Origin of the sequence: Duganella sp. CF402, assembly GCF_900109645.1 — a bacterium.
Taxonomy (GTDB): Bacteria; Pseudomonadota; Gammaproteobacteria; order Burkholderiales; family Burkholderiaceae_D; genus Rugamonas.
Genome location: NZ_FOBG01000004.1, coordinates 445250 through 465073 on the forward strand (window position 1 = coordinate 445250; position 19824 = coordinate 465073).

The window sequence follows — 19824 nt, forward strand, 5'->3', positions numbered from 1 at the left end:
GCGACCATGTTTGAACGACTCATCCGCTACGCCATCGCGCAGCGCTGGCTGGTCCTGCTGCTGGTGGCCGCCTTGGCCGCGCTCGGCGTCTACAGTTATCAGAAGCTGCCGATCGACGCCGTGCCCGACATCACCAACGTGCAGGTGCAGATCAACACCGCCGCGCCGGGCTATGCGCCGCTCGAGACCGAGCAGCGCGTCACCTACCCGCTGGAGAACGTGCTGGCCGGCCTGCCGCGCCTAGAGCAAACGCGCTCGCTGTCGCGCTACGGCCTGTCGCAGATCACCGTGGTGTTCAAGGACGGCACCGACCTGTATTTCGCCCGTCAGCTGGTCAGCGAACGGCTGCAGCAGGCGCGCGGCCAGTTGCCGGCCGGGATCACGCCGGCGCTGGGGCCGATCTCCAGCGGGCTTGGAGAAATCTACCTGTGGACGGTGGAGGCCAGGCCCGACGCCAGAAAAGCCGACGGCACGCCCTACACGCCCACCGACCTGCGCGAGATCCAGGACTGGATCGTCAAGCCGCAGCTGCGCAATGTCGCCGGCGTGACCGAGATCAACGCCATCGGCGGCTACGCGCGCGAGTACCACGTGGCGCCGCAGCCGCAGCGTCTGGCCGCCTATGGCCTGACCTTGCAGGAACTGGTGACGGCGCTCGAGCGCAACAACGGCAACGCCGGCGCCGGCTACATCGAAAAGCGCGGCGAACAGCTGCTGGTGCGCGCGCCGGGGCAGGTGCGCTCGCTCGACGATATCCGCGACATCGTGCTGCGCAGCGCCGACGGCGTGCCGGTGCGGGTGCGCGACGTGGCCGAAGTGGCGCTCGGGCGCGAGCTGCGCACCGGCGCCGCCACCGAGAACGGCCGCGAGGTGGTGCTGGGCACCGTGTTCATGCTGATCGGGCAAAACAGCCGCGCGGTGGCGCAGGCGGTCGATAAGCAGATGGCCGCCATCAACCGCAGCCTGCCGCCGGGCGTGCTGGCGATCACTGTGTACGACCGCACCGCGCTGGTCGACAAGGCCATTGGCACGGTGAAGAAAAACCTGCTGGAAGGCGCGGTGCTGGTGATCGCCGTGCTGTTCCTGTTCCTCGGCAACCTGCGCGCAGCCCTGATCACGGCGATGGTGATTCCGCTGTCGATGCTGTTTACCTTCAGCGGCATGGTGGCCTACAAGGTCAGCGCCAACCTGCTGTCGCTGGGCGCGCTGGACTTCGGCATCATCGTCGACGGCGCGGTGGTGATCGTGGAAAACTGCGTGCGCCGGCTGGCGCTGGCACAGGCCACGCTGGGACGGCCGCTGACGCGTGCGGAGAAGTTTGAAGAGGTATTCGGTGCGGCGCAGGAGGCACGCCGGCCACTGTTGTTCGGCCAGTTGATCATCATGGTGGTCTACCTGCCGATCTTCGCGCTGACCGGCGTGGAAGGGCGCATGTTCCATCCGATGGCGCTGACGGTGGTGATGGCGCTGGCCGGCGCCATGCTGCTGTCGGTCACCTTCATCCCGGCGGCGGTGGCCTTGTTCATCGGCGACCATGTGGTGGAGAAGCACACGCCGCGCATCAGCGCCTGGTACGGCGCGCTGCTGGAACGGGCGCTGGCCAACGCGCCGGTGGTGCTGAGCTTTGCCGGCATCGCGGTGGCGCTGTCGCTGCTGCTGGCCACGCGCATGGGCAGCGAGTTCGTGCCGTCCCTGAACGAGGGCGACATCGCCATGCAAGCCTTGCGCATCCCCGGCACCAGCCTGACCCAATCGGTGGCGATGCAACAGCAGATCGAGCTGACCCTGATGCGCAAGTTCCCCGAGATCGAGCGCGTGTTCGCGCGCACCGGCACGGCGGAAATCGCCTCCGATCCGATGCCGCCGAATATCTCGGACGGCTACATCATGCTCAAGCCGGAGGCGCAATGGCCCAAGCCGAAAAAATCGCGCGATGAATTGCTGGCGGCGATACAGGCGACGGTGGCGCAACTGCCGGGCAATGCCTACGAGTTTTCGCAGCCGATCCAGCTGCGCTTCAATGAGCTGATCTCGGGCGTGCGCAGCGACGTGGCGGTCAAGCTGTTTGGCGACGATGCACAAGTGCTGGAGGCGGTGTCGGCGCGCGTCGCCGCCGCGCTGGCCAAGGTCGATGGCGCGCAGGAGGTGAAGGTCGAGCAGACCAGCGGCCTGCCGGTGCTGACCATCGATATCGATCGCAGCAAGACTGCGCGCTATGGCCTCAACGTCAGCGATGTGCAGGATGTGATTGCGACGGCGGTCGGCGGACGCGAGGCCGGCACCATGTTTGAAGGCGACCGCCGCTTCGCTATCGTGGTGCGCCTGCCGGAAGCCTTGCGCGGCGATGTCGACGCCATGCGGCGCTTGCCGTTGCCGCTGCCGGGCAGCAGCGCCAACTTCATTCCGCTGGGCGAGGTGGCCAGCTTCAGTGTGGCGCCGGGGCCGAATCAGATCAGCCGCGAGAACGGCAAGCGGCGGGTGGTCATCAGCGCCAATGTGCGCGGGCGCGATATCGGTTCGTTTGTGGCCGAGGCGGAAAAGCGTCTGCAGGAAGTAAAGATACCGGCCGGGTATTGGACCATGTGGGGCGGGCAGTTCGAGCAGTTGCAGTCGGCGTCGCAGCGTTTGCGGATAGTGGTGCCGGCCGCGCTGGCGCTGGTGATGCTGCTGCTGTTTGCCATGTTCGGCAATCTGCGCGATGGCTTGCTGGTGTTTAGCGGGATTCCGTTTGCGCTGACCGGCGGACTGGCGGCTCTGGCTCTGCGCGGCATTCCGTTGTCGATATCGGCGGCGGTGGGCTTTATCGCGTTATCGGGCGTGGCGGTGTTGAATGGGCTGGTGTTGATTTCGGCGATACGCAAATTGCGCGAGGATGGCCGCAGTGTGGAGCAGGCCATCAGGGAGGGCGCGTTGTCGCGTTTGCGGCCGGTGTTGATGACGGCGCTGGTGGCCTCGCTGGGCTTCATCCCGATGGCGATTGCCACCGGCACCGGCGCCGAAGTCCAGCGCCCGCTGGCCACCGTCGTCATCGGCGGCATCCTGTCGTCCACGGCGCTGACCTTGCTGGTGCTGCCGCTGCTGTATAGATGGGTGGTATTTAAGAAGGCGCTCTAAAAGCTCTAAAACGTCTATTTCACTAGATATTGAACTATTTGGTTAGATTTCGCTCTAAAACTTAGGAGCTTTTAGAGCGAATAGACGAATTAGAAAATTTTTAGAACGTTCTCTAACGATTTAGAACGTTCTAGAGCTTTTAGACGTTTTAGAGGGGTAGAGAAATGGACCACCATGTACCTATCGGCCTGCCGAGCAAAGCCTTCCACGCACTCATCGCCCACAGCGGCGAGGCCTACTACAGCGACAAGTGCGCGGACATACTATGCGAACTCATCCACCACTGGATAGCCACCACTCCCGTCCCGCCCGATCGCTGGGGGGCGAGCGCCACCGGCGACGATGAAGACGAGTACTCCGCCTTCACCGACGCCGATCTCTACGGGCCGGAGCCCGTTGCCCCGCGCACGCCACCGGCATCGCCAGCCCCACGGGCTCCGCTGGCCGCCGCCGTCAGCGCTGCCACCGCCACCGGCGCGACCATCCCCGGTGAGCCCGGCGCCACTATCAAAGGCTAGCAATGGAAGCAGCTGTTCCTGCCCAACGGCACCGAGCTGCGCAGTATCTACTGCGGCCGCTCGGTCTACGCCACCGTGGAAAACGAACAAATCATCCACGACGGCGCACCGACCACGCCATCGCGCTTGGCCAACGCCCAAGGCTGCGGCACGCGCAATGCCTGGAAAACCCTCTGGCTATGCTTCCCCGGCAGCACGCGCTGGCTGCGCGCCGATCGCTGCCGGGACCAGTAATCAGCCAGCCACCGGCGAGAAGCGAATCGCCTGGCCGCCGCCGGGCGCCAGCTTGAGCTGCAAGACCGTCTTGGAAGTCACGGTCTTGTTCTCAATCACGATATCAAAGCGGCGGATGGTGCGGTAGTCGGCGTGGTCGCCGTCGCGGTAAATCTCGGCCACATAGCGCTGGCCCGGCTCGAGGAAGGTCAGCGGCAGCGCCAGCGTGCGCGCGTTGCCGTCGGTGACCGAACCGACATACCAATCATCGGAGCGCCGGTCCTTGCGCGCGATGGTCGCATACTCGCCCAACTCGCCGTGCAGCACCCGCGTGTCGCTCCAGTCGGTCGGCACATCCTGGATGAACTTGAACGGCCCCGGATACTTCTGATAATTCTCAATCAAATCCGCCGCCATCACGATCGGCGAATAGATCACCACAAAACTGGCCAGCTGCTTGGCCTGCGTCGAATTGATCGGCCGCCCCTTCACGCCTTCCAGACTGAGGATGCCCGGCGTGTAATCCATCGGCCCGCTGAGCATGCGCGTGAACACCAGATTCACCTCATGATCGACGCTGTTGATCGGCGTGCCCCAGGCGTTGAACTCCATCCCCCGCGCCCCTTCGCGCGAGACCCAGTTCGGATAGGTACGGCGCAAGCCGGTGTCCTTGATCGGTTCATGCGTGTCGATGGCCAGCTTGTAGCGCGCCGCCTCGGTCACCGCCTTCAGATAGTGGCGCGAGCCTTCCTGCGAATCGGTGTAGCCGAAATGCGTGCCGCCATCCGGCCCCGCAAACACCGCCGCACCAGCATCCGTCACATAGCCCGACTTGATGCTGTCCACCCCCAGCCTGGCATACAGCTGGTAGCCCGCATCCATCTGCTGCTCGTAGCGCGCGATATTGCCGCCGGTCTCGTGATGGCCGATCAGGCGCACGCCCTTCTGCTGCGCGTATGCGCTAACGCCAGCCAGATCGAAATCCGGATAGGCCTCGGTAAAACTGAACGCCGAACCGCTGCCCGACCAGTTGCCATCCCATCCCAGATTCCAGCCCTCCACCAGCACGCCACGGAAGCCGTTGGCCGCCGCGAAGTCGATATAGCGCCTGGTGTTGGCGGTGGTCGCGCCATGCCGCGCGCCCGCGCCCCAGGTGCTTTTCTCCAGATGCATCTCCCACCACACGCCGACAAACTTGGACGGGTGCACCCACGACACATCACCCAATTTATTCGGCTCGTTCAAATTCAACACCAGATCCGACATGTACAAGCCGGCCGCATTGTCGGCGATCTGCATGGTGCGCCACGGCGTGGTGAAGGCGCCGCGCCGCTGCACCGCCGGCCCGAACGCCGACGGCGTCAAATGCGCACGCAGCTTCTGGCCCTCCACCTTGCGCAGCCACATCGACGCATAATCGACCAGCGCCGCCTCATGAAACGCGATATGCGTGCCGTCGCGCGTGCGAATGGTCAGCGGCGTATTGGCCATGCCCACTTCGCTCAGCGGCGACTTGCGGATCGCATATTCGAGCGCCGCCTGCTCGCCGGCCTGCTGCCACCACGCATAGGCCGGCGGCGCCACCACGAACTCGGTCAGCTCGTCGCTGATGCGCGTCTCCGGCAACTGCGGCTGCTCCGGGAATTCATAGCGGAAGCCGACGCCATCGTCGAACACGCGGAACACCAGCGCCATGCGGCGGTTGTCGAGCGCCTTCTGCACCAGTTCCAGCCGCAACTCCTTGTAATGATTGCGCACGTAGCGGCGCTCGCCCCACGGCTGCTCCCAGGTGTCGTCATGCTCGGACACCGCTTGCGAGGCCAGCGAAAAACCGTTGTCCATCTGCGGCGCATTGGCCAGCAAAAATCCGAGGCGCGAGGCGGCGATCAGCGGCTTGCCGTTGCGCTGCACCTCATACGCGAGGCGGCCGCCGTCGGCCAGTTGCACCGCCACGCTGATGGCGCGATTCGGCGACGACACGGTGGCCAGCACTTCGGCCGCCGCGCTGGCGTACACGCCCAGCATCATGCAGGCGGCGGATATCCAGCGGACTTGCAGGGAATGGGTCTGCACTACAAAACTCCTTTAGTTCGCCGCACAACGCGCCTTGATGAAGGCGGCGTGGCTCGGCATCTGGTCTACACATTTGCCGATCACCGAGGCGATGTCGCCCAGGTAGTCGGCGATTTCCTGTTCCGGCAGCAGCTGCGCCAGCGGATGATGGCCGGCCGCCGGCACGCGCTGGCCTTCCAGCACCTGCAGCCAGCCGACTTCCGCAAACAGTTCGTTGTCGACGCGGACGATGCGCCCGCGCGTGCGCCACAATTCCATCTTCTCGCGCAGCGTGTCGGGGATGTCCATCGTCCGCACATAGTTCCAGAACGGCGTGTCGTCACGTTCGGTGGCGTGGTAGTGCAGGATGATGAAGTCGCGGATGCGCTCGATCTCGAACGCGCACTGGCGGTTGAACTCCGCGATGTCCGGCGCGCTGAAGCCGCGATCCGGGAAGAACGAAATCAGGCGCGCAATGGTCGACTGCACCAGATGGATGCTGGTCGATTCGAGCGGCTCGAGGAAGCCCGACGACAGTCCGACCGCCACCACGTTCTTGTTCCACACCTGCTTGCGCTTGCCCGCCGTGAAGCGCAGCAGCTTCGGCTCGGCCAGCGGCCGCCCATCGAGGCTGTCGAGCAGCAGCTGGCGCGCCCCGGCGTCGCCCATGAACTTCGACGAGTACACATGGCCGTTGCCGGTGCGGTGCTGCAGGCCGATGCGCCACTGCCAGCCGGCCGGCCGCGCCGAGGCGCGCGTGTACGGCAGCAGGTCCGCTCCGAGCTCGCACGGCACCGCCCACGCGCGGTCGCACGGCAGCCAGTGCGACCAGTCCTCGAAGCCGGTATGCAGCGCCTCCTCGATCAACAGGCCACGGAAGCCCGAGCAATCGATGAACAACTCGCCGCCGATCAGATCGCCGTTGGCCATGCGCAGTGCGTCGACGTGGCCGTCGGAAGCGCGGGTCAGCACATCGGCCACCTTGCCCTCGATGCGGCGCACGCCGCGCGCCTCGCTGTACTGGCGCAGGTAGCGCGCATACAGGCCGGCGTCGAAGTGGAAGGCGTGCACGATGTCGGCCAGCGGCGAATTGCCGTGCGAACGGTCGGCGCGCATGAATTTTCCGGCCCTGGCGGCCATGCGGTTGATCGAATAATTTTCCAGCGGCGGCGCCTTGCCGGCTTGCTGCAGGCGTAGCCAGTACTGGTAGAACGGCAGCGTGGCCAGATCCTGGCCGAAGATGCCGAAGCCGTGCATGTACTGGTCGCCGACGCGGCCCCAGTCGCGGAACTCGATGCCGAGCTTGAAGGTGGCCTGCGTGGCGCGCATGAACTCATCCTCGTCGATGCCGAGCACCTGGTTGAACAGCTTGATCATCGGGATGGTCGACTCGCCCACGCCGACGGTGCCGATATCGTCCGACTCCACCAGCGTCAGCTGCACCTTGTCGCCCAGCACGCGCGCCAGCGCGGCCGCCGTCATCCAGCCGGCGGTGCCGCCGCCGACGATTACTACCTGCTTGATGGTCTCCATCTACTCTGCCTTGGTCAGTATTTTGTAGCTCCACGGCGCCAGATCGAAGCGGGTGCCGCCGTCGACCTGCAGCACCGCGCCGGTGGCAAAGTCGCGATAGCGGCCGAGATGCAGATCGTCGCGGAAGCCGGCGTGCACCGGCTGCGCGCTCAGGTTGAACACCGCGAACACCTTGTCGCTGGCGTTCTGGCGCACAAAGCTGAACACCTGCTTCGGCGCGTCGTTCGGGACCTGCTCCATCGTGGCGCCCCACTCGCCGTTCCACAAGGCGCTGTGCTGCTTCTTCATGGCGAGCAGCTTGGTGTACAGCGCGGTGTACGGCGACGCCTGCCACTGTAACGCATCGCGCTCGAAGAAGGCCAGCCGTTTGCGGTTGCCCACTTCCTGGCCGTTGTAGATCAGCGCGATGCCCTCGCTGACAAAGGAAAACGCGATCGCCGCATCGACCGCCGGGCCGAAGATCTCGAACTCGGTGCCGTCCCACGCGTTCTTGTCATGGTTGGTGGTGTACAGCATGCGGTAGGCCTGCTTGGGATAGAACTTCTGGTTCCAGGCATAGTAGGTGTAGAGCGAGGTGGCGTCGGCCTTGCCTTCGGCCACCGCGCGCAGGCCTTCCCACCAGGTCCAGGCGTAGCTGGCGTCAAACGCGCGTGCATGCATGTCGCGGCTTTCCCACTCGGCCAGCAGGAACACCGGCTTGATGGCGCGCAGTTCGGCCGCCGCCTGCTCCCAGAAATCGAGTGGCGTCAGGCCCGCCGCATCGACGCGGTAGCCGTCGACGCCGGCCTCGCGCACCCAGAAGCGCATGGCGTCGGTCATGTAGCGGCGCAGGCCGGGTTGCTGGTAATCGAGGTCGATGATGTCGTCCCAGTCGTACCACGGGGTCGGATGCGGCTGGCCCTTGCGGTCCTTCTCGTACCACTCGGGATGGCTGGTGCGCAGCACGTGGTCCCACGCCGTGTGGTTGCCGACCCAGTCGAGGATCACATGCTGGCCTTGCGCGTGCGCGGCCGCGACGAAGTGCTTGAACTGCGCCAGCGTGCCGAACTCCGGGTTGACCGCCAGATGGTCGCGCACCGCGTACGGGCTGCCCAGCGTGCCCTTGCGCTTGACCGCGCCGATCGGGTGGATCGGCATCAGCCACAGGATGTCGACGCCGAGCGCCTTCAGGCGCGGCAGCTCGCGTTCGGCGGCCGCGAACGTACCTTCCGGCGTGAACTGGCGGGTGTTGATCTGGTAGATGCTGGCGTTCTTGCTCCACTCGGCGTGCTGGAACTGAACATAAGGTTTGGGCTGATAGGCGTCGGGAGCGGCAGCATGCACCGCTCCCGACAGCGCAAGCGCCATCAGGAGCGTCTTCATCAGAACTTGTAGCTCAGGCCAGCCGTGTAGGTGCGGCCATACTTGACCGTGTTGGTGATCAACTTGGGATCCACGGTGTATTCCTGGAACGGCTGGTTGCTCCAGTTATGCCCCTGCAGGAACAGCGACACGCCCTTCAGCCAGCCACTTTGCACCTCGTACGACGCTTGCAGGTCGACGATGGTCTCGCCCTTGATGAAGGTGAACTGCGAATCGCTGCGGTAGTCGAGGATCTGGCCGACGAAGTTGGAACGGCGGTGCGCGGCCCACGCCAGCTGCAGGCCGCGGTTCTCGTAGTACAGCCGCACGCTGCTGACATTCTTCGACAAGCCCGGCAAGCCGATCGAAGACACCGAATCACGGAACACCGGGCCGTTCTGCGGCGACACGAAGCCGCTGGTCGGCAGCCGCACCGAGCTGTCGGTGTACGAATAGTTGGCCGCCACGCCGAAGCCGTCCAGCCACTTGGCCGCCAGCGCGAACGGCACGTTGATGGCCAGTTCGTAGCCGTGCATATTGCCGCCCTGGCCGTTCTGCGGCATGGTCAGGAAGCCGATGGTGGAGTTCTTGTACGGACCGCTGGTCGGCAGCGGCGTCGAGGCGCTGGTGTAGTCCTTGAAGTCGAACTCCATCGGCGCGTTGATGATGTAGTTGTCGAGCTTCTTGTAGAACGCCGCCACGCTGACATAGCCCTTCTTGCCGAAGTACTTTTCATACGACAGGTCGAGCGAGCGGGCCTGGTAGGGCTTCAACTGCGGGTTGCCGGCAAAGCCGGTCAGCGCCGGCGCCACCGAGGTGGCGTTCTGCACCGCGAAGTCCATGCTGGCCTTCATGTTGTCCAGATTGGCCCGCGAGATTTGCTTGCCGGCGCCAAGGCGCAGCTTTTGCTCGTGGCCGAGGTCAAACGCCACGTTCAGACTCGGCAGCACATTGGTGTAGCTGGTGCCATCGGTGCGCACCTTGTACGGGCAAGTCTCGACCGTGATGCCGGTGCAATTAGCCAGGTCGACCTGGTTGCCGGCTGCTTCCTGGCGGGTGTGCACCACCTGCAGGCCGACATTGCCACTGTAGGGCAGCGCGCCGAGCGTGCCGTCCAGATCGGCCATCGCATAGGCGGTGGCGACCTTCTCGCGCACCGACCAGTCGCGCGACAGCACGGTGGAATCGACCCAGCGGTTCAAATCGTAGATGGTGCCCAGCGTGCCGCTTGGATCGAACGAGGCCACCATCAGGCCCGAGGCGCCGGCCTGCGCCACGTCGGTGCCCGGCATGGCCACGCTGGCGTAGCCGTCGCCGCCCCTGACCGACAGCCGGCCTTCCTGGCCGGTGCGCGACTTGTCGCGCTTGGTGAAGTTGGCGCCGAAGTGGGCGTTGGCCAGCGGCCCCCAGTCGAGTTCGCGGTGGGCGCTCAGGCGCACCGCGTTGACGGTGTCGTCGATGTTGGGCAGCGCCACGTAGCCGGCCTGCGGCGAGTTCGGCCCGCCGCCCCAGCCGTCGACGTCGGTCAGCACGGCGATCTTGCGGTCGGCGTAATTGAGGCTGGTGGTGTACTTGACGTCGGCGAAGTTGCTGCCGTTGAAACCGCTGTACGAGATGCTGCCCAGCTGGCTGGCCGGGGTGTTGCCGGGCTGGCCGGCGGTGGTCTCGTAGTTGGAGATGTTTTTCACGCCGTGCGAGTGCGACAGGTCGGCTTCCACGCGCCACTGCTCGCCCAGTTTCAGCTCGCTGTTCCAGCCGAACGAGGCCAGCCGGTCCTGGTTCGAATACAGGTGGTTGCGCACGTCGGCCTTGTAATTGCTGATGGTGCCGCTGGTGGCGACGCCGTTGGCGATCACCGCGTTCGACAGCACGCCGTTCGGATCGTACGGCCCGGTGCCGAACGCCACCGCGCCTTCGATGCCGGTCTTCTTGGTGGCCTCGTCGCCGCGCGAGTAAAACGCATCGAGCGTGGTGCGGAAGTTCTGGTTCGGTTTGTATTGCAGGGTCAGCGAAGCGCCGTCGCGGTCGGCCTTGCGGCGCGAGGTCTCGGCCAGGAAGCCGCCCGGCACCGCCACTTGCGCGCCGTTGTAGTCCAGCGTCGGCGCCCAGCCGCCCCAGCTGTCGAATTTCAGTTCGCCGCCATTGTCCTGGCGCAGCGTGGTCACGCCCAGCGACAGGCCGATGGTGCGGTTGGCAAACTGGTCGACATAGCTGAAGGTCTTGCGGTGGCCGGCGCCCACTTCCGCGCCGGAGCCGAAGCCGATGCGTTCCTTGCGGTACGAGGCCGCCAGCACGCGCTGGCCGAAGTCGAGCGGGCGCAGGGTGCGCAGGTCGATGGTGGAGGCCAGGCCCTGGCCCATCAAGCCGGCGTCCGGCGTCTTGTACACCAGCACCGAGCCGGTCAGCTCGGACGGGAACAGGTCGAACTCGGGGCTGCGGGCGTCGCTGGTGGAGGCTTGCTCGCGGCCGTTGAGCAGGGCGCCGTTGAAGCTGGGCGACAGACCGCGCACCGACACGTCGGTGGCCTTGCCGTTGGTCTTGTTGCGCTGGGTGGTGACGCCGGACAGGCGCGAGATCGACTCGGCCACGGTGGTGTCGGGCAGCTTGCCGATGTCCTCGGCCGAAATCGCCTCGACGATGGAGCTGGCGTTCTTCTTGATCGAAATGGCTTCCTCGATGCCGCGGCGGATGCCGGCCACGGTCACGGTGGCCAGTTCGCCGTCGGCCGGCTTGGTGGCAGCGGTGGCTGCTGCGTCGCCGGCTTGTTGCGCGTGGCTGGCGCCGGCGGCGCCGAGCAGCATCATGGCGCAGGCGGCGGCCAGCGGCGTGAGGCGGAATGCGGTACTGGTGGTCATACGTCTCCCTTTTGATTTATTGTGGACTGCGGGATGCATGGTGTCGCAGCCAGCCGGGCAGGGTCAACGGCGGTGTCGCGCCGGGAATAAAGGAAGCCTGAAGGTTGGCGGCCAAGTGCCTGATTTCATGGCGAAAGTGGGCTTGTGGCGTTTTCCCGACTGCGCCGTTTCGGGCGGCCAAAGCGCGCTACACTGCCGGCATGAAAATCCTGATGATAGAAGACGACCTGGCCATCGGCCGCGCCTTGCTGGCGGTGTTGCAGGACGAGGGCCACACGGTGCTGTGGCTGCGGCTGGCCGAGGGCGCGCTGGCGCGCCTGCAAGGCGACAGCTACGACGCGGTGCTGCTCGACCTCGGCCTGCCGGACGGCGACGGCGCCCACTTGCTGCGCGCACTGCGGGCGGCCGGCCTGCATTTGCCGGTGCTGATCATGACCGCGCGCGACAGCCTGGAAGACCGCCTCAACGGCTTCAACACCGGCGCCGACGATTACCTGATCAAGCCGTTCGACATCCCGGAACTGCTGGTGCGCCTGCGCGCGGTGGTGCGGCGCGCCAACGGCAACGCCGACGGCGGCTGGAGCTTCGGCGAGCTGGTGCTCGACGAGCGGCGCCTGCTGGTGACGCGCGCCGGCGCGCCGCTGGCGCTGTCGCGCACCGAGTTCGCGCTGCTGCTGGCGCTGGTCAAGGAACCGGGCCGGGTGCTCACGCGCGCCGAGCTCGAGCAGGGCGTGCTGCCGCACAGCGAAGGCACGCTGGACGTGCACATCTCCAACCTGCGCAAAAAGGTCGGCGAGCGGTTGATCCGCACCGTGCGCGGCGTGGGCTACATGGCGCAGCGTCCGCATGAATAAACCATCGTCCCTGTTCCGGCGCCTGATGCTGGGCTTTTCGGCGGTGATCGCGCTGGTGGCGCTGGCCGGTTTTACCTACGTGGCGGTAGAAGCCAAGATTACCCAGCGCACCCGCACCGCCAGCGAGAACGCCGCCCACACGCGCGAGGTGCTGCTGCACCTGAGCGAAATCGCCGCCGACCGCGCCCGTCTGCAGCGGGCGGCCGCCGCGCTGGAAGCGGTGCGGCGCGACATGTTCCGCGAGCTTGATTACCATTCGCGGGTGCGGCTGCGGGTATGGCAGCACGGCGCGCTGGTGTACAACTCGCTGCCCGCGTTGCCGGACCTGCTGCCGGCGCCGGGCAGCGCGGCGGCGCGTCAGGCCAATGCCTGGGTCAGCGCGCTCGAGCGCGATGCCGCCAGCGGGCTGGTGGTGGAGCGCAGCCATGAAGTGGACGACGAGTGGATGCTGAGTTTTTCCGGCGTCAGCTTCCTGCTGTCGTCGACGATTTTCAGCTTGCCGTTGCTGTTGCTGCCGGCCTGGCTGATTGTCGGTATCGGCTTGCGGCCCTTGCGTTCGATCGCCGAGCAGATCGAGGCGCGGGCGGGCTCGGATTTGACGGCGTTGCCGGAGTCGCCGTACCGCGAGCTGTCGCCGCTGGTCGATGCGATCAACCGCCTGATGATGCGCCTGAGCCAGCGCATCGAGCGCGAGCATGAGTTCCTGACCGATGCGGCGCATGAGCTCAAGACGCCGCTGGCGGCGATCCAGATCAACGCCCATTTGCTGCTGAGCCGCAGCGTGGCCGAGCAGCCGGCGCGCAGCGCGGAAGCGGGGCAGGGCTTGCGCGAGGGCGTGGCGCGGGCCACCCACATGGTGCACCAGTTGCTGGCGTTCGAGCGGGCGCGGGCCGAGCCGAGCACCGAGCCGTTGCCGTCGACCGAGTTGGGCGGGCTGGTGCGCAGCCGGCTGGCGGCGGCGGCGCCGCTGGCCATGCAGCGCGGGATCGAGATTGAGTTTCAGGCCGAGGGCGAGTGGGTGATGGCGCTGCATGTGGAAAGCATGGCGGCCTTGCTGGATAACCTGGTCAGCAATGCGATCAAATATTCGCCGGAGAACGGGCGGGTGATGGTGGGGCTGGCGGAAGAGGCGGGCGGGGTGCGGCTGACGGTGCGCGACCAGGGGCCGGGCGTGGCGCAGGGCTTGCGGCAGAAAGTGTTTGAGCGGTTCTATCGGGTGCCGGGGCAGGAGCAGTCGGGCAGTGGGCTGGGCCTGGCGATTGCCGAGCGGGCGGCGGAGCGGAATGGGGGGGCGATAACCCTGTCCCCCGGTGACGACGGCGTTGGCCTGTGCGTTTGCGTGCTGTTACCCCATCAGGCAGTGCGGGTGTAGTCCATCTGGCGGGCAGTGCGCTCGGCCAGTGCGCGGCTGGCCAAGCGTTCGACCAGATGCAGCGACATGTCGATGCCGGCCGAAATGCCGGCCGAGGTCACCACATCGCCGGTGTCGACCCAGCGTTGGCCGGCGCGCACCATGACCTGCGGCCAGCCGGCCTGCAGCTCGGCCACGTCCTCCCAGTGGGTGGTCGCCTCGCGCCCATCGAGCAGGCCGGCGGCGGCCAGCAGCAGGGCGCCGGTGCAGACCGAGGCGGTCAGCTCGGCCTCGCGCGCCATGCCGCCGATCCACGCGATCACTTCCGGCCGCGCCAGCTCGGCGCCCACCACCCCGCCCGGCACGATCAGCACCTCGACCGGCCCGCAATCGGCAAACGTCGCCTCCGGGTGCAGCACCAGCCCGGCCCGCGCCCGCACCGGCGCGCTGCTGGCGCCGATGGTGCGGACCCGGAACGGCGCGTCTCCCCCGGCGCCGCCCGCCATCCGGCTGGCACAGGTGAACACTTCATACGGCCCCGCAAAATCCAGAACCTCAACATCGTCAAAGATATAAATACCGACAGTGCGCGTCATCTTGCCTCCCATGTGAGCCTGCATGGTGCCACCGGCGCGATTGACACAAATGACATTCATGGTTGAATATCTGCCACATGACACCGATTCCCATCTGGCTGCTGGTCTACCCCGGCTTCCTGCTGCTGGACGCCAGCGGCCCGGCCCAGGTCTTCTCCAGCGCCAATGACGAAGCGCGCGACGCCGGCTTGCCCGAACCCTACGCCATCCACCTGACCGCCCCCGGCGGCGGCATGGTCGCCTCCACCGCCGGCCTGGCCCTGCAGGCCGAAGCGCTGCCCGAGCCGGCGGCGCTGGCCGGCGCCACGCTGCTGGTGGCTGGCGGGCGCGGGCTGGAATCGGGCGCCAGCGCCGCGCTGGCCCCGGCCGTGGTCGACTGGGTGGCGCAGGCGGCCCGTCACACCGCCCGCTGCGGCTCGGTCTGCACCGGCGCCTTCGTGCTGGCGCGCGCCGGGCTGCTGGACGGCCGCCGCGCCGTCACCCACTGGCAGGACGCCGCCGCCCTGCAAGCCCAGCATCCGGCCATCACGGTGCAGGACGACGCCATCTATATCCGCGACGGCGCGCTGTACACCTCGGCCGGCATCGCGGCCGGCATCGACCTGGCGCTGGCCCTGGTGGAGGAAGACTGCGGCCGCGTCGCCGGGCTGGCGGTGGCCAAGCGGCTGGTGGTGTTTTTCAGGCGTCCGGGCGGCCAGCGCCAGTTCAGTTCGGAGCTGCTGGCGCAGGCCGATCCGCAGGGCTTGCACGGCCAGTTGACGGCCTGGCTGCGCCCCCGTTTGCAGCAGCAGCCCGATGTGGAGCAGATGGCGGCCGCGCTGGCGGTCTCGGTACGGACCCTGCATCGCCGCTTGCGGCAGGAGGCCGGCATCTCGCCGGCCCAGCTGCTGCTGCGGTTGCGCATGGAGGCGGCGTGCGCGCTGCTGGAACAGCCCGGCATGACGGTCAAGCGCGCCGCCCGCCAAAGCGGCTTTGGCAGCGAGTACAATCTGCGGCGCGCGTTTGCCGCCCAGTTGGGCGTGGCGCCGTCCGACTATCAAGCCCGTTTTGGAGTGACCCATGCAGGAATTCGACAAATGGCTGGCCCGGGTACTGCTGCTGAATAGTGCGCTAGCGCTGGGTGTCTGCCTCGGCCTGCTTGGCGAGCCGCTGGCCGGCAGCGCTTTATACTGGGTGTTCGGTGCCGCCTTGCTCGGTTTCCTGTCGGCGGTGCTGTCGCTCAAGCGCTGGCGCGCCGGCCTGTGGGGCGGCGGCCTGTATTACGCCTTGCAGCTCGCCAGCTACTACCCGGCCGACGGCAGCTGGCAATTCAGCGTCAAGGCCGGGGTCAGCATCGGCCTGGTGCTGCAATTCCCAAGCGGCGTGCTGGTGCTCAATATGGTGGCGCTGGCCCTGCTCGCAGCGACTTGCGTAGTGCTAGCTAGGCAACGCCGGCGGGTCATCAGGACGTCATAGTCGGCGTGCACAATAAAAATACCTCAAAGCAACGTAACATATTGTTATGACAGGTTGCGCGCTCGCGACAAGAGCCAATAAAAATTCCACGAGGCAATTAGTCAATATATAATGCAGAGTCGAAATTGTCTTTTCAGTGCGCGCCGCTGTAGGCGGATTCCCTGTTCCGGGACTCTTCATTACTGAAAAAAAGTTTACTTAATGAAATGTCGAAATCCGTCGTTATGTACAGAACGGAGTGGAGGTTTGTCCTCTCGCCGGCAGAAGTTGCTTTTAAGAAAATCCCGTCCTGCGTCACGCCGGCTATGCCGGCCGCGCCAGTCAGGGCAGGGACGAAGTTTAGATCGTTGTTAAACCAAAAACAGGGCTTGAGTCGCAGGCTGCAGACTGCGGGTTGAGTGCGCTCTGAGTACGGCCGTACCCTCCAGGAGAATTTAGAATGAGCAGCATTTTTGTTACCTTCAGCACTGCGCAAATCGCCGGCGCCACGACTTCGCAAATCCAGACCCTGGGTACGGAAGACATCGCCGGGCTCAATTCTGATCAAATCCAGGCGTTTACGACCGATCAAATTCAGGCCCTGACCACCGCCACGCTGGCCGGCGGCCTGACCACCGGCCAAGCCCCGTACCTGACCGCCAATCAGGCCGGCGTCCTGTTGTCGAGCCAACTGGCGGTGTTATCGACCGCCAGCGTGGCGGCACTGTCGACCGCCGGCATCAACGCGCTGTCGACCAACGGCATTGGCGGCCTGACCGTCAACCAGGCCAAGGCCCTGACCACCAACCAGATCGTCGCCCTGTCGGCCAACGGCGCCGGCGCGCTGGGCACCGGCCAGGTGGTGGCGCTGAATTCGGATCAGATCGCCGTGCTGGAGACGGCTGACCTGAACGCCATCAAGACCGCCGCCATCGCCGCGCTCAGCAGCGCGCAAGTGCAAGCCCTGACCACGCTGCAAGTATCGACCCTGGGCACCTCCTCGCTGACCGCCCTCAGCACCAGCGGCTTTGCCGCCCTGGAAACCGAGCAAGTGGTGGCCCTGACCGGCGCCCAGCTGGGCAGCCTGAGCGCCAGCCAGTTCGCCGCGCTCAGCAGCAACGCCATCGGCGCCATCGAGACGGCCGACCTGGCCAGCATCACCACCAATGAAATCGCCGCCCTGCGCACCGCGCAGCTGGCCGGCCTGAGCGCCGCCCAGGTGGCGTTGCTGTCGACCAACCAGATCACCGCGCTGGGCACCGCTGCCGCCGCCGCCCTGAGCACCGCGCAAACCGTGGCCCTGACCGCCGCGCAAGCTGGCGTGCTGAGCGCTGCGCAAGTGGCCGCCCTGTCGACCAATGCCACCGCCGCGCTGGAAACCGCCGACTTTGCCGCCCTGAGCAGCAGCGCCATCGCCGCCCTGAGCGCCGCCCAGGTGAAAGCCCTGGGCACCAACCAGATCGTGGCCCTGACCGCCACCCAGGCCGGTGTGCTGAGCACCGCGCAAGTGGCCAGCCTGTCGACCGACGACATCGCCGCGCTGGAAACGGCCGACCTGAACGCCATCAAAACGGCCGCCATCGCCGCCCTGAGCACGGCCCAGGTGACCGCGCTGAGCACCTTGCAAGTATCGACCCTGGCGACCGCCTCGCTGGCCGCGCTGACCACCGGCGCCATCGCCGTGCTGGAAACCGAACAAGTGGTGGCGCTGACCGGCGCCCAGCTGGGCAGCCTGAGCACCGCCCAGTTCGCCGCGCTGAGCAGCAACGCCATCGGCGCGATTGAAACCGCCGACCTGGCCAGCATCACTACCAGTGAAATCGCCGCCTTGCGCACCGCGCAACTGGCCGGCCTCAGCGCCGCCCAGGTGGCACTGCTGTCGACCAACCAGGTCACGGCCCTGAGCACCGCCGCCACCGCCGCCCTGAGCACCGCGCAAGTGGTGGCCCTGACCGCCGCCCAGGCTGGCGTGCTGAGCGCCGCGCAAGTGGCCAGCCTGTCGACCAACGCAGTGGCCGCGCTGGAGACCGCCGACTTCGCCGCCCTGAGCACCAACGCCATCGCCGCCCTGAGCGCCGCCCAGGTGAAAGCCCTGAGCACCAACCAGGTCGTGGCCCTGACCGCCGGCCAGGCCGGCGTGCTGAGCACCGCGCAAGTGGCCAGCCTGTCGACCGACGACATCGCCGCGCTGGAAACGGCCGACCTGAACGCCCTCAAGACCGCCGCCATCGCCACCCTGAGCACGGCCCAGGTGACCGCGCTGAGCACGCTGCAAGTGTCGACCCTGGCGACCGCCTCGCTGGCGGCGCTGACCACCGGCGCCATCGCCGCGCTGGAAACTGAGCAAGTAGTGGCCCTGACCGGCGCCCAGCTGGGCAGCCTGACCACCGCGCAATTTGCTGCGCTGGGCAGCAACGCCATTGGCGCCATCGAGACCGCCGACCTGGCCAGCATCACCACCAATGAAATCGCCGCCCTGCGCACCGCGCAACTGGCCGGCCTGACTGCCGCCCAACTGGCGCTGTTGTCGACCAACCAGATCGTTGCCCTGAGCACCGGCGTGGCCGCCGCGCTGAGCACCGCGCAAGTGGTGGCGCTGACCGCCGCCCAAGCCGGCGTGCTGAGCGCCGCCCAGGTGGCCAGCCTGTCGACCAACGCGATTGCCGCGCTGGAGACCGCCGACTTTGCGGCCCTGAGCACCAACGCCATTGCTGCGCTGACCGCGGCCCAGGTCAAAGCACTGACTACCCAGCAGATCGTCGCCCTGACCGTGGGCGAAGCTGGCGCGCTGAGCACCGCGCAAGTGGTGGGCCTGTCGACCGCCAACATCGAAGCGCTGGAAACGGCCGACCTGAACGCCATCAAGACCGCCGCCATCGCCGCCCTGAGCACCGCCCAGGTGGCCGCGCTGAGCACCCTGCAAGTATCGACCTTGGGCACCGCCTCGCTGGCCGCGCTGACCACCGGCGGCATCGCCGCGTTGGAAACCGATCAGATCGTGGCCCTGACCGGCGCGCAACTGGGCAGCCTGACCACCGCGCAATTCGCCGCGCTGGGCAGCAACGCCATCGGCGCCATCGAGACCGCCGACCTGGCCAGCCTGACCACCAATGAAATCGCCGCCCTGCGTACCGCGCAACTGGCCGGCCTGACTGCCGCCCAACTGGCGCTGCTGTCGACCAACCAGATCGTCGCCCTGAGCACCGGCTCGACCGCCGCGCTGAGCACCGCGCAAGTGGTGGCCCTGACCGCTGCGCAAGCCGGCGTGCTGAGCGCCGCCCAGGTGGCCAGCCTGTCGACCAATGCGATTGCCGCGCTGGAGACCGCCGACTTTGCGGCCCTGAGCACCAACGCGATTGCCGCGCTGACCGCCGCCCAGGTCAAAGCACTGACTACCCAGCAGATCGTCGCCCTGACCGCCGGCGAAGCTGGCGCCCTGACCACCGCGCAAGTGGTGGGCCTGTCGACCGCCAACATCGAGGCGCTGGAAACGGCCGACCTGAACGCCATCAAGACCGCCGCCGTCGCCGCCCTGGGCACCGCCCAGGTGGCCGCGCTGACCACGCTGCAAGTGTCGACCCTGGCCACGGCCTCGCTGGCCGCGCTGACCACCGGCGGCATCGCCGCGCTGGAAACCGACCAGGTGGTGGCGCTGACCGGCGCCCAGCTGGGCAGCCTGAGCACCGCGCAGTTCGCAGCGCTGAGCAGCAACGCCATCGGCGCGATTGAAACCGCCGACCTGGCCAGCCTGACCACCAATGAAATCGCCGCCCTGCGCACCACCCAGGTGGCGGGCCTGACTGCCGCCCAGGTGGCGCTGCTGTCGACCAACCAGATCGTCGCCCTGAGCACGGCCGCCACCGCCGCCCTGAGCACCGCGCAAGTGGTGGCCCTGACCGCCGCCCAGGCTGGCGTGCTGAGCACCGCGCAAGTGGCCAGCCTGTCGACCAACGCGATTGCCGC

General features: G+C 66.8%; 13 protein-coding genes. 8 read left to right on the top strand and 5 right to left on the bottom strand.

What is annotated here, in order from left to right:
• Positions 1 to 6 precede the first annotated feature (6 nt).
• From BMZ70_RS26375 to BMZ70_RS29035, 3 genes are all read left to right on the top strand, one after another.
• Positions 7 to 3114: an efflux RND transporter permease subunit gene (locus tag BMZ70_RS26375; RefSeq protein ID WP_092281119.1), complete on the top strand. Its 3108-nt coding sequence runs from the start codon at positions 7 to 9 to the stop codon at positions 3112 to 3114.
• A 164-nt stretch (positions 3115 to 3278) separates the two neighbouring features.
• Positions 3279 to 3632 carry a hypothetical protein gene (locus BMZ70_RS29030; RefSeq protein WP_229205601.1) on the top strand — a complete coding sequence of 118 codons (354 nt, stop codon included), beginning with the start codon at positions 3279 to 3281 and terminating at the stop codon, positions 3630 to 3632.
• A 75-nt stretch (positions 3633 to 3707) separates the two neighbouring features.
• Positions 3708 to 3866: a hypothetical protein gene (locus tag BMZ70_RS29035; protein WP_229205602.1), complete on the top strand. Its 159-nt coding sequence runs from the start codon at positions 3708 to 3710 to the stop codon at positions 3864 to 3866.
• On the opposite strand, the gene BMZ70_RS26385 is transcribed toward BMZ70_RS29035, so the two are convergent.
• From BMZ70_RS26385 to BMZ70_RS26400, 4 genes are read right to left on the bottom strand one after another with little or no spacing between them, the layout of a single operon-like run.
• Complete coding sequence (locus tag BMZ70_RS26385; RefSeq protein ID WP_229205603.1) at positions 3867 to 5918, bottom strand: glycoside hydrolase family 97 protein; 2052 nt, start codon at positions 5916 to 5918, stop codon at positions 3867 to 3869.
• A 12-nt stretch (positions 5919 to 5930) separates the two neighbouring features.
• Positions 5931 to 7430 (bottom strand): tryptophan halogenase family protein, encoded by a 1500-nt coding sequence (locus BMZ70_RS26390; protein ID WP_092281123.1) that lies wholly within the window; start codon positions 7428 to 7430, stop codon positions 5931 to 5933.
• A complete protein-coding gene (locus BMZ70_RS26395) occupies positions 7431 to 8792 on the bottom strand; it encodes an alpha-amylase family glycosyl hydrolase (RefSeq protein ID WP_092281125.1) in 1362 nt (453 codons plus the stop codon). It lies immediately after the preceding gene.
• Complete coding sequence (locus BMZ70_RS26400) at positions 8792 to 11626, bottom strand: TonB-dependent receptor (RefSeq protein ID WP_092281127.1); 2835 nt, start codon at positions 11624 to 11626, stop codon at positions 8792 to 8794. The genes BMZ70_RS26395 and BMZ70_RS26400 overlap by 1 nt, the downstream gene beginning before the upstream one ends.
• A 200-nt stretch (positions 11627 to 11826) precedes the next feature.
• Here BMZ70_RS26400 and BMZ70_RS26405 point away from each other — a divergent pair, with 200 nt between their 5' ends.
• Both BMZ70_RS26405 and BMZ70_RS26410 read left to right on the top strand, forming a co-directional pair.
• Positions 11827 to 12480 carry a response regulator transcription factor gene (locus BMZ70_RS26405; RefSeq protein ID WP_092281129.1) on the top strand — a complete coding sequence of 218 codons (654 nt, stop codon included), beginning with the start codon at positions 11827 to 11829 and terminating at the stop codon, positions 12478 to 12480.
• Positions 12473 to 13852 (top strand): sensor histidine kinase, encoded by a 1380-nt coding sequence (locus tag BMZ70_RS26410; protein ID WP_092281131.1) that lies wholly within the window; start codon positions 12473 to 12475, stop codon positions 13850 to 13852. The genes BMZ70_RS26405 and BMZ70_RS26410 overlap by 8 nt, the downstream gene beginning before the upstream one ends.
• Here BMZ70_RS26410 and BMZ70_RS26415 read toward each other — a convergent pair.
• The gene (locus BMZ70_RS26415; RefSeq protein WP_092281133.1) at positions 13834 to 14427 is read right to left on the bottom strand and encodes a DJ-1/PfpI family protein; all 594 of its coding nucleotides are present in this window, start codon (positions 14425 to 14427) and stop codon (positions 13834 to 13836) included. The genes BMZ70_RS26410 and BMZ70_RS26415 overlap by 19 nt on opposite strands.
• A 77-nt stretch (positions 14428 to 14504) precedes the next feature.
• On the opposite strand from BMZ70_RS26415, the gene BMZ70_RS26420 reads away from it, so the two are divergent.
• The 3 genes from BMZ70_RS26420 to BMZ70_RS26430 all read left to right on the top strand — a co-directional run.
• Complete coding sequence (locus BMZ70_RS26420; RefSeq protein ID WP_092281135.1) at positions 14505 to 15533, top strand: GlxA family transcriptional regulator; 1029 nt, start codon at positions 14505 to 14507, stop codon at positions 15531 to 15533.
• Entirely contained in the window at positions 15487 to 15882 is a 396-nt protein-coding gene (locus tag BMZ70_RS26425) for a hypothetical protein (protein WP_092281202.1), read from the top strand. Before BMZ70_RS26420 ends, BMZ70_RS26425 begins: the two co-directional genes overlap by 47 nt.
• A gap of 439 nt (positions 15883 to 16321) precedes the next feature.
• The coding region (locus BMZ70_RS26430; protein WP_373922565.1) for a beta strand repeat-containing protein at positions 16322 to 19824 on the top strand (3503 nt) is incomplete at its 3' end.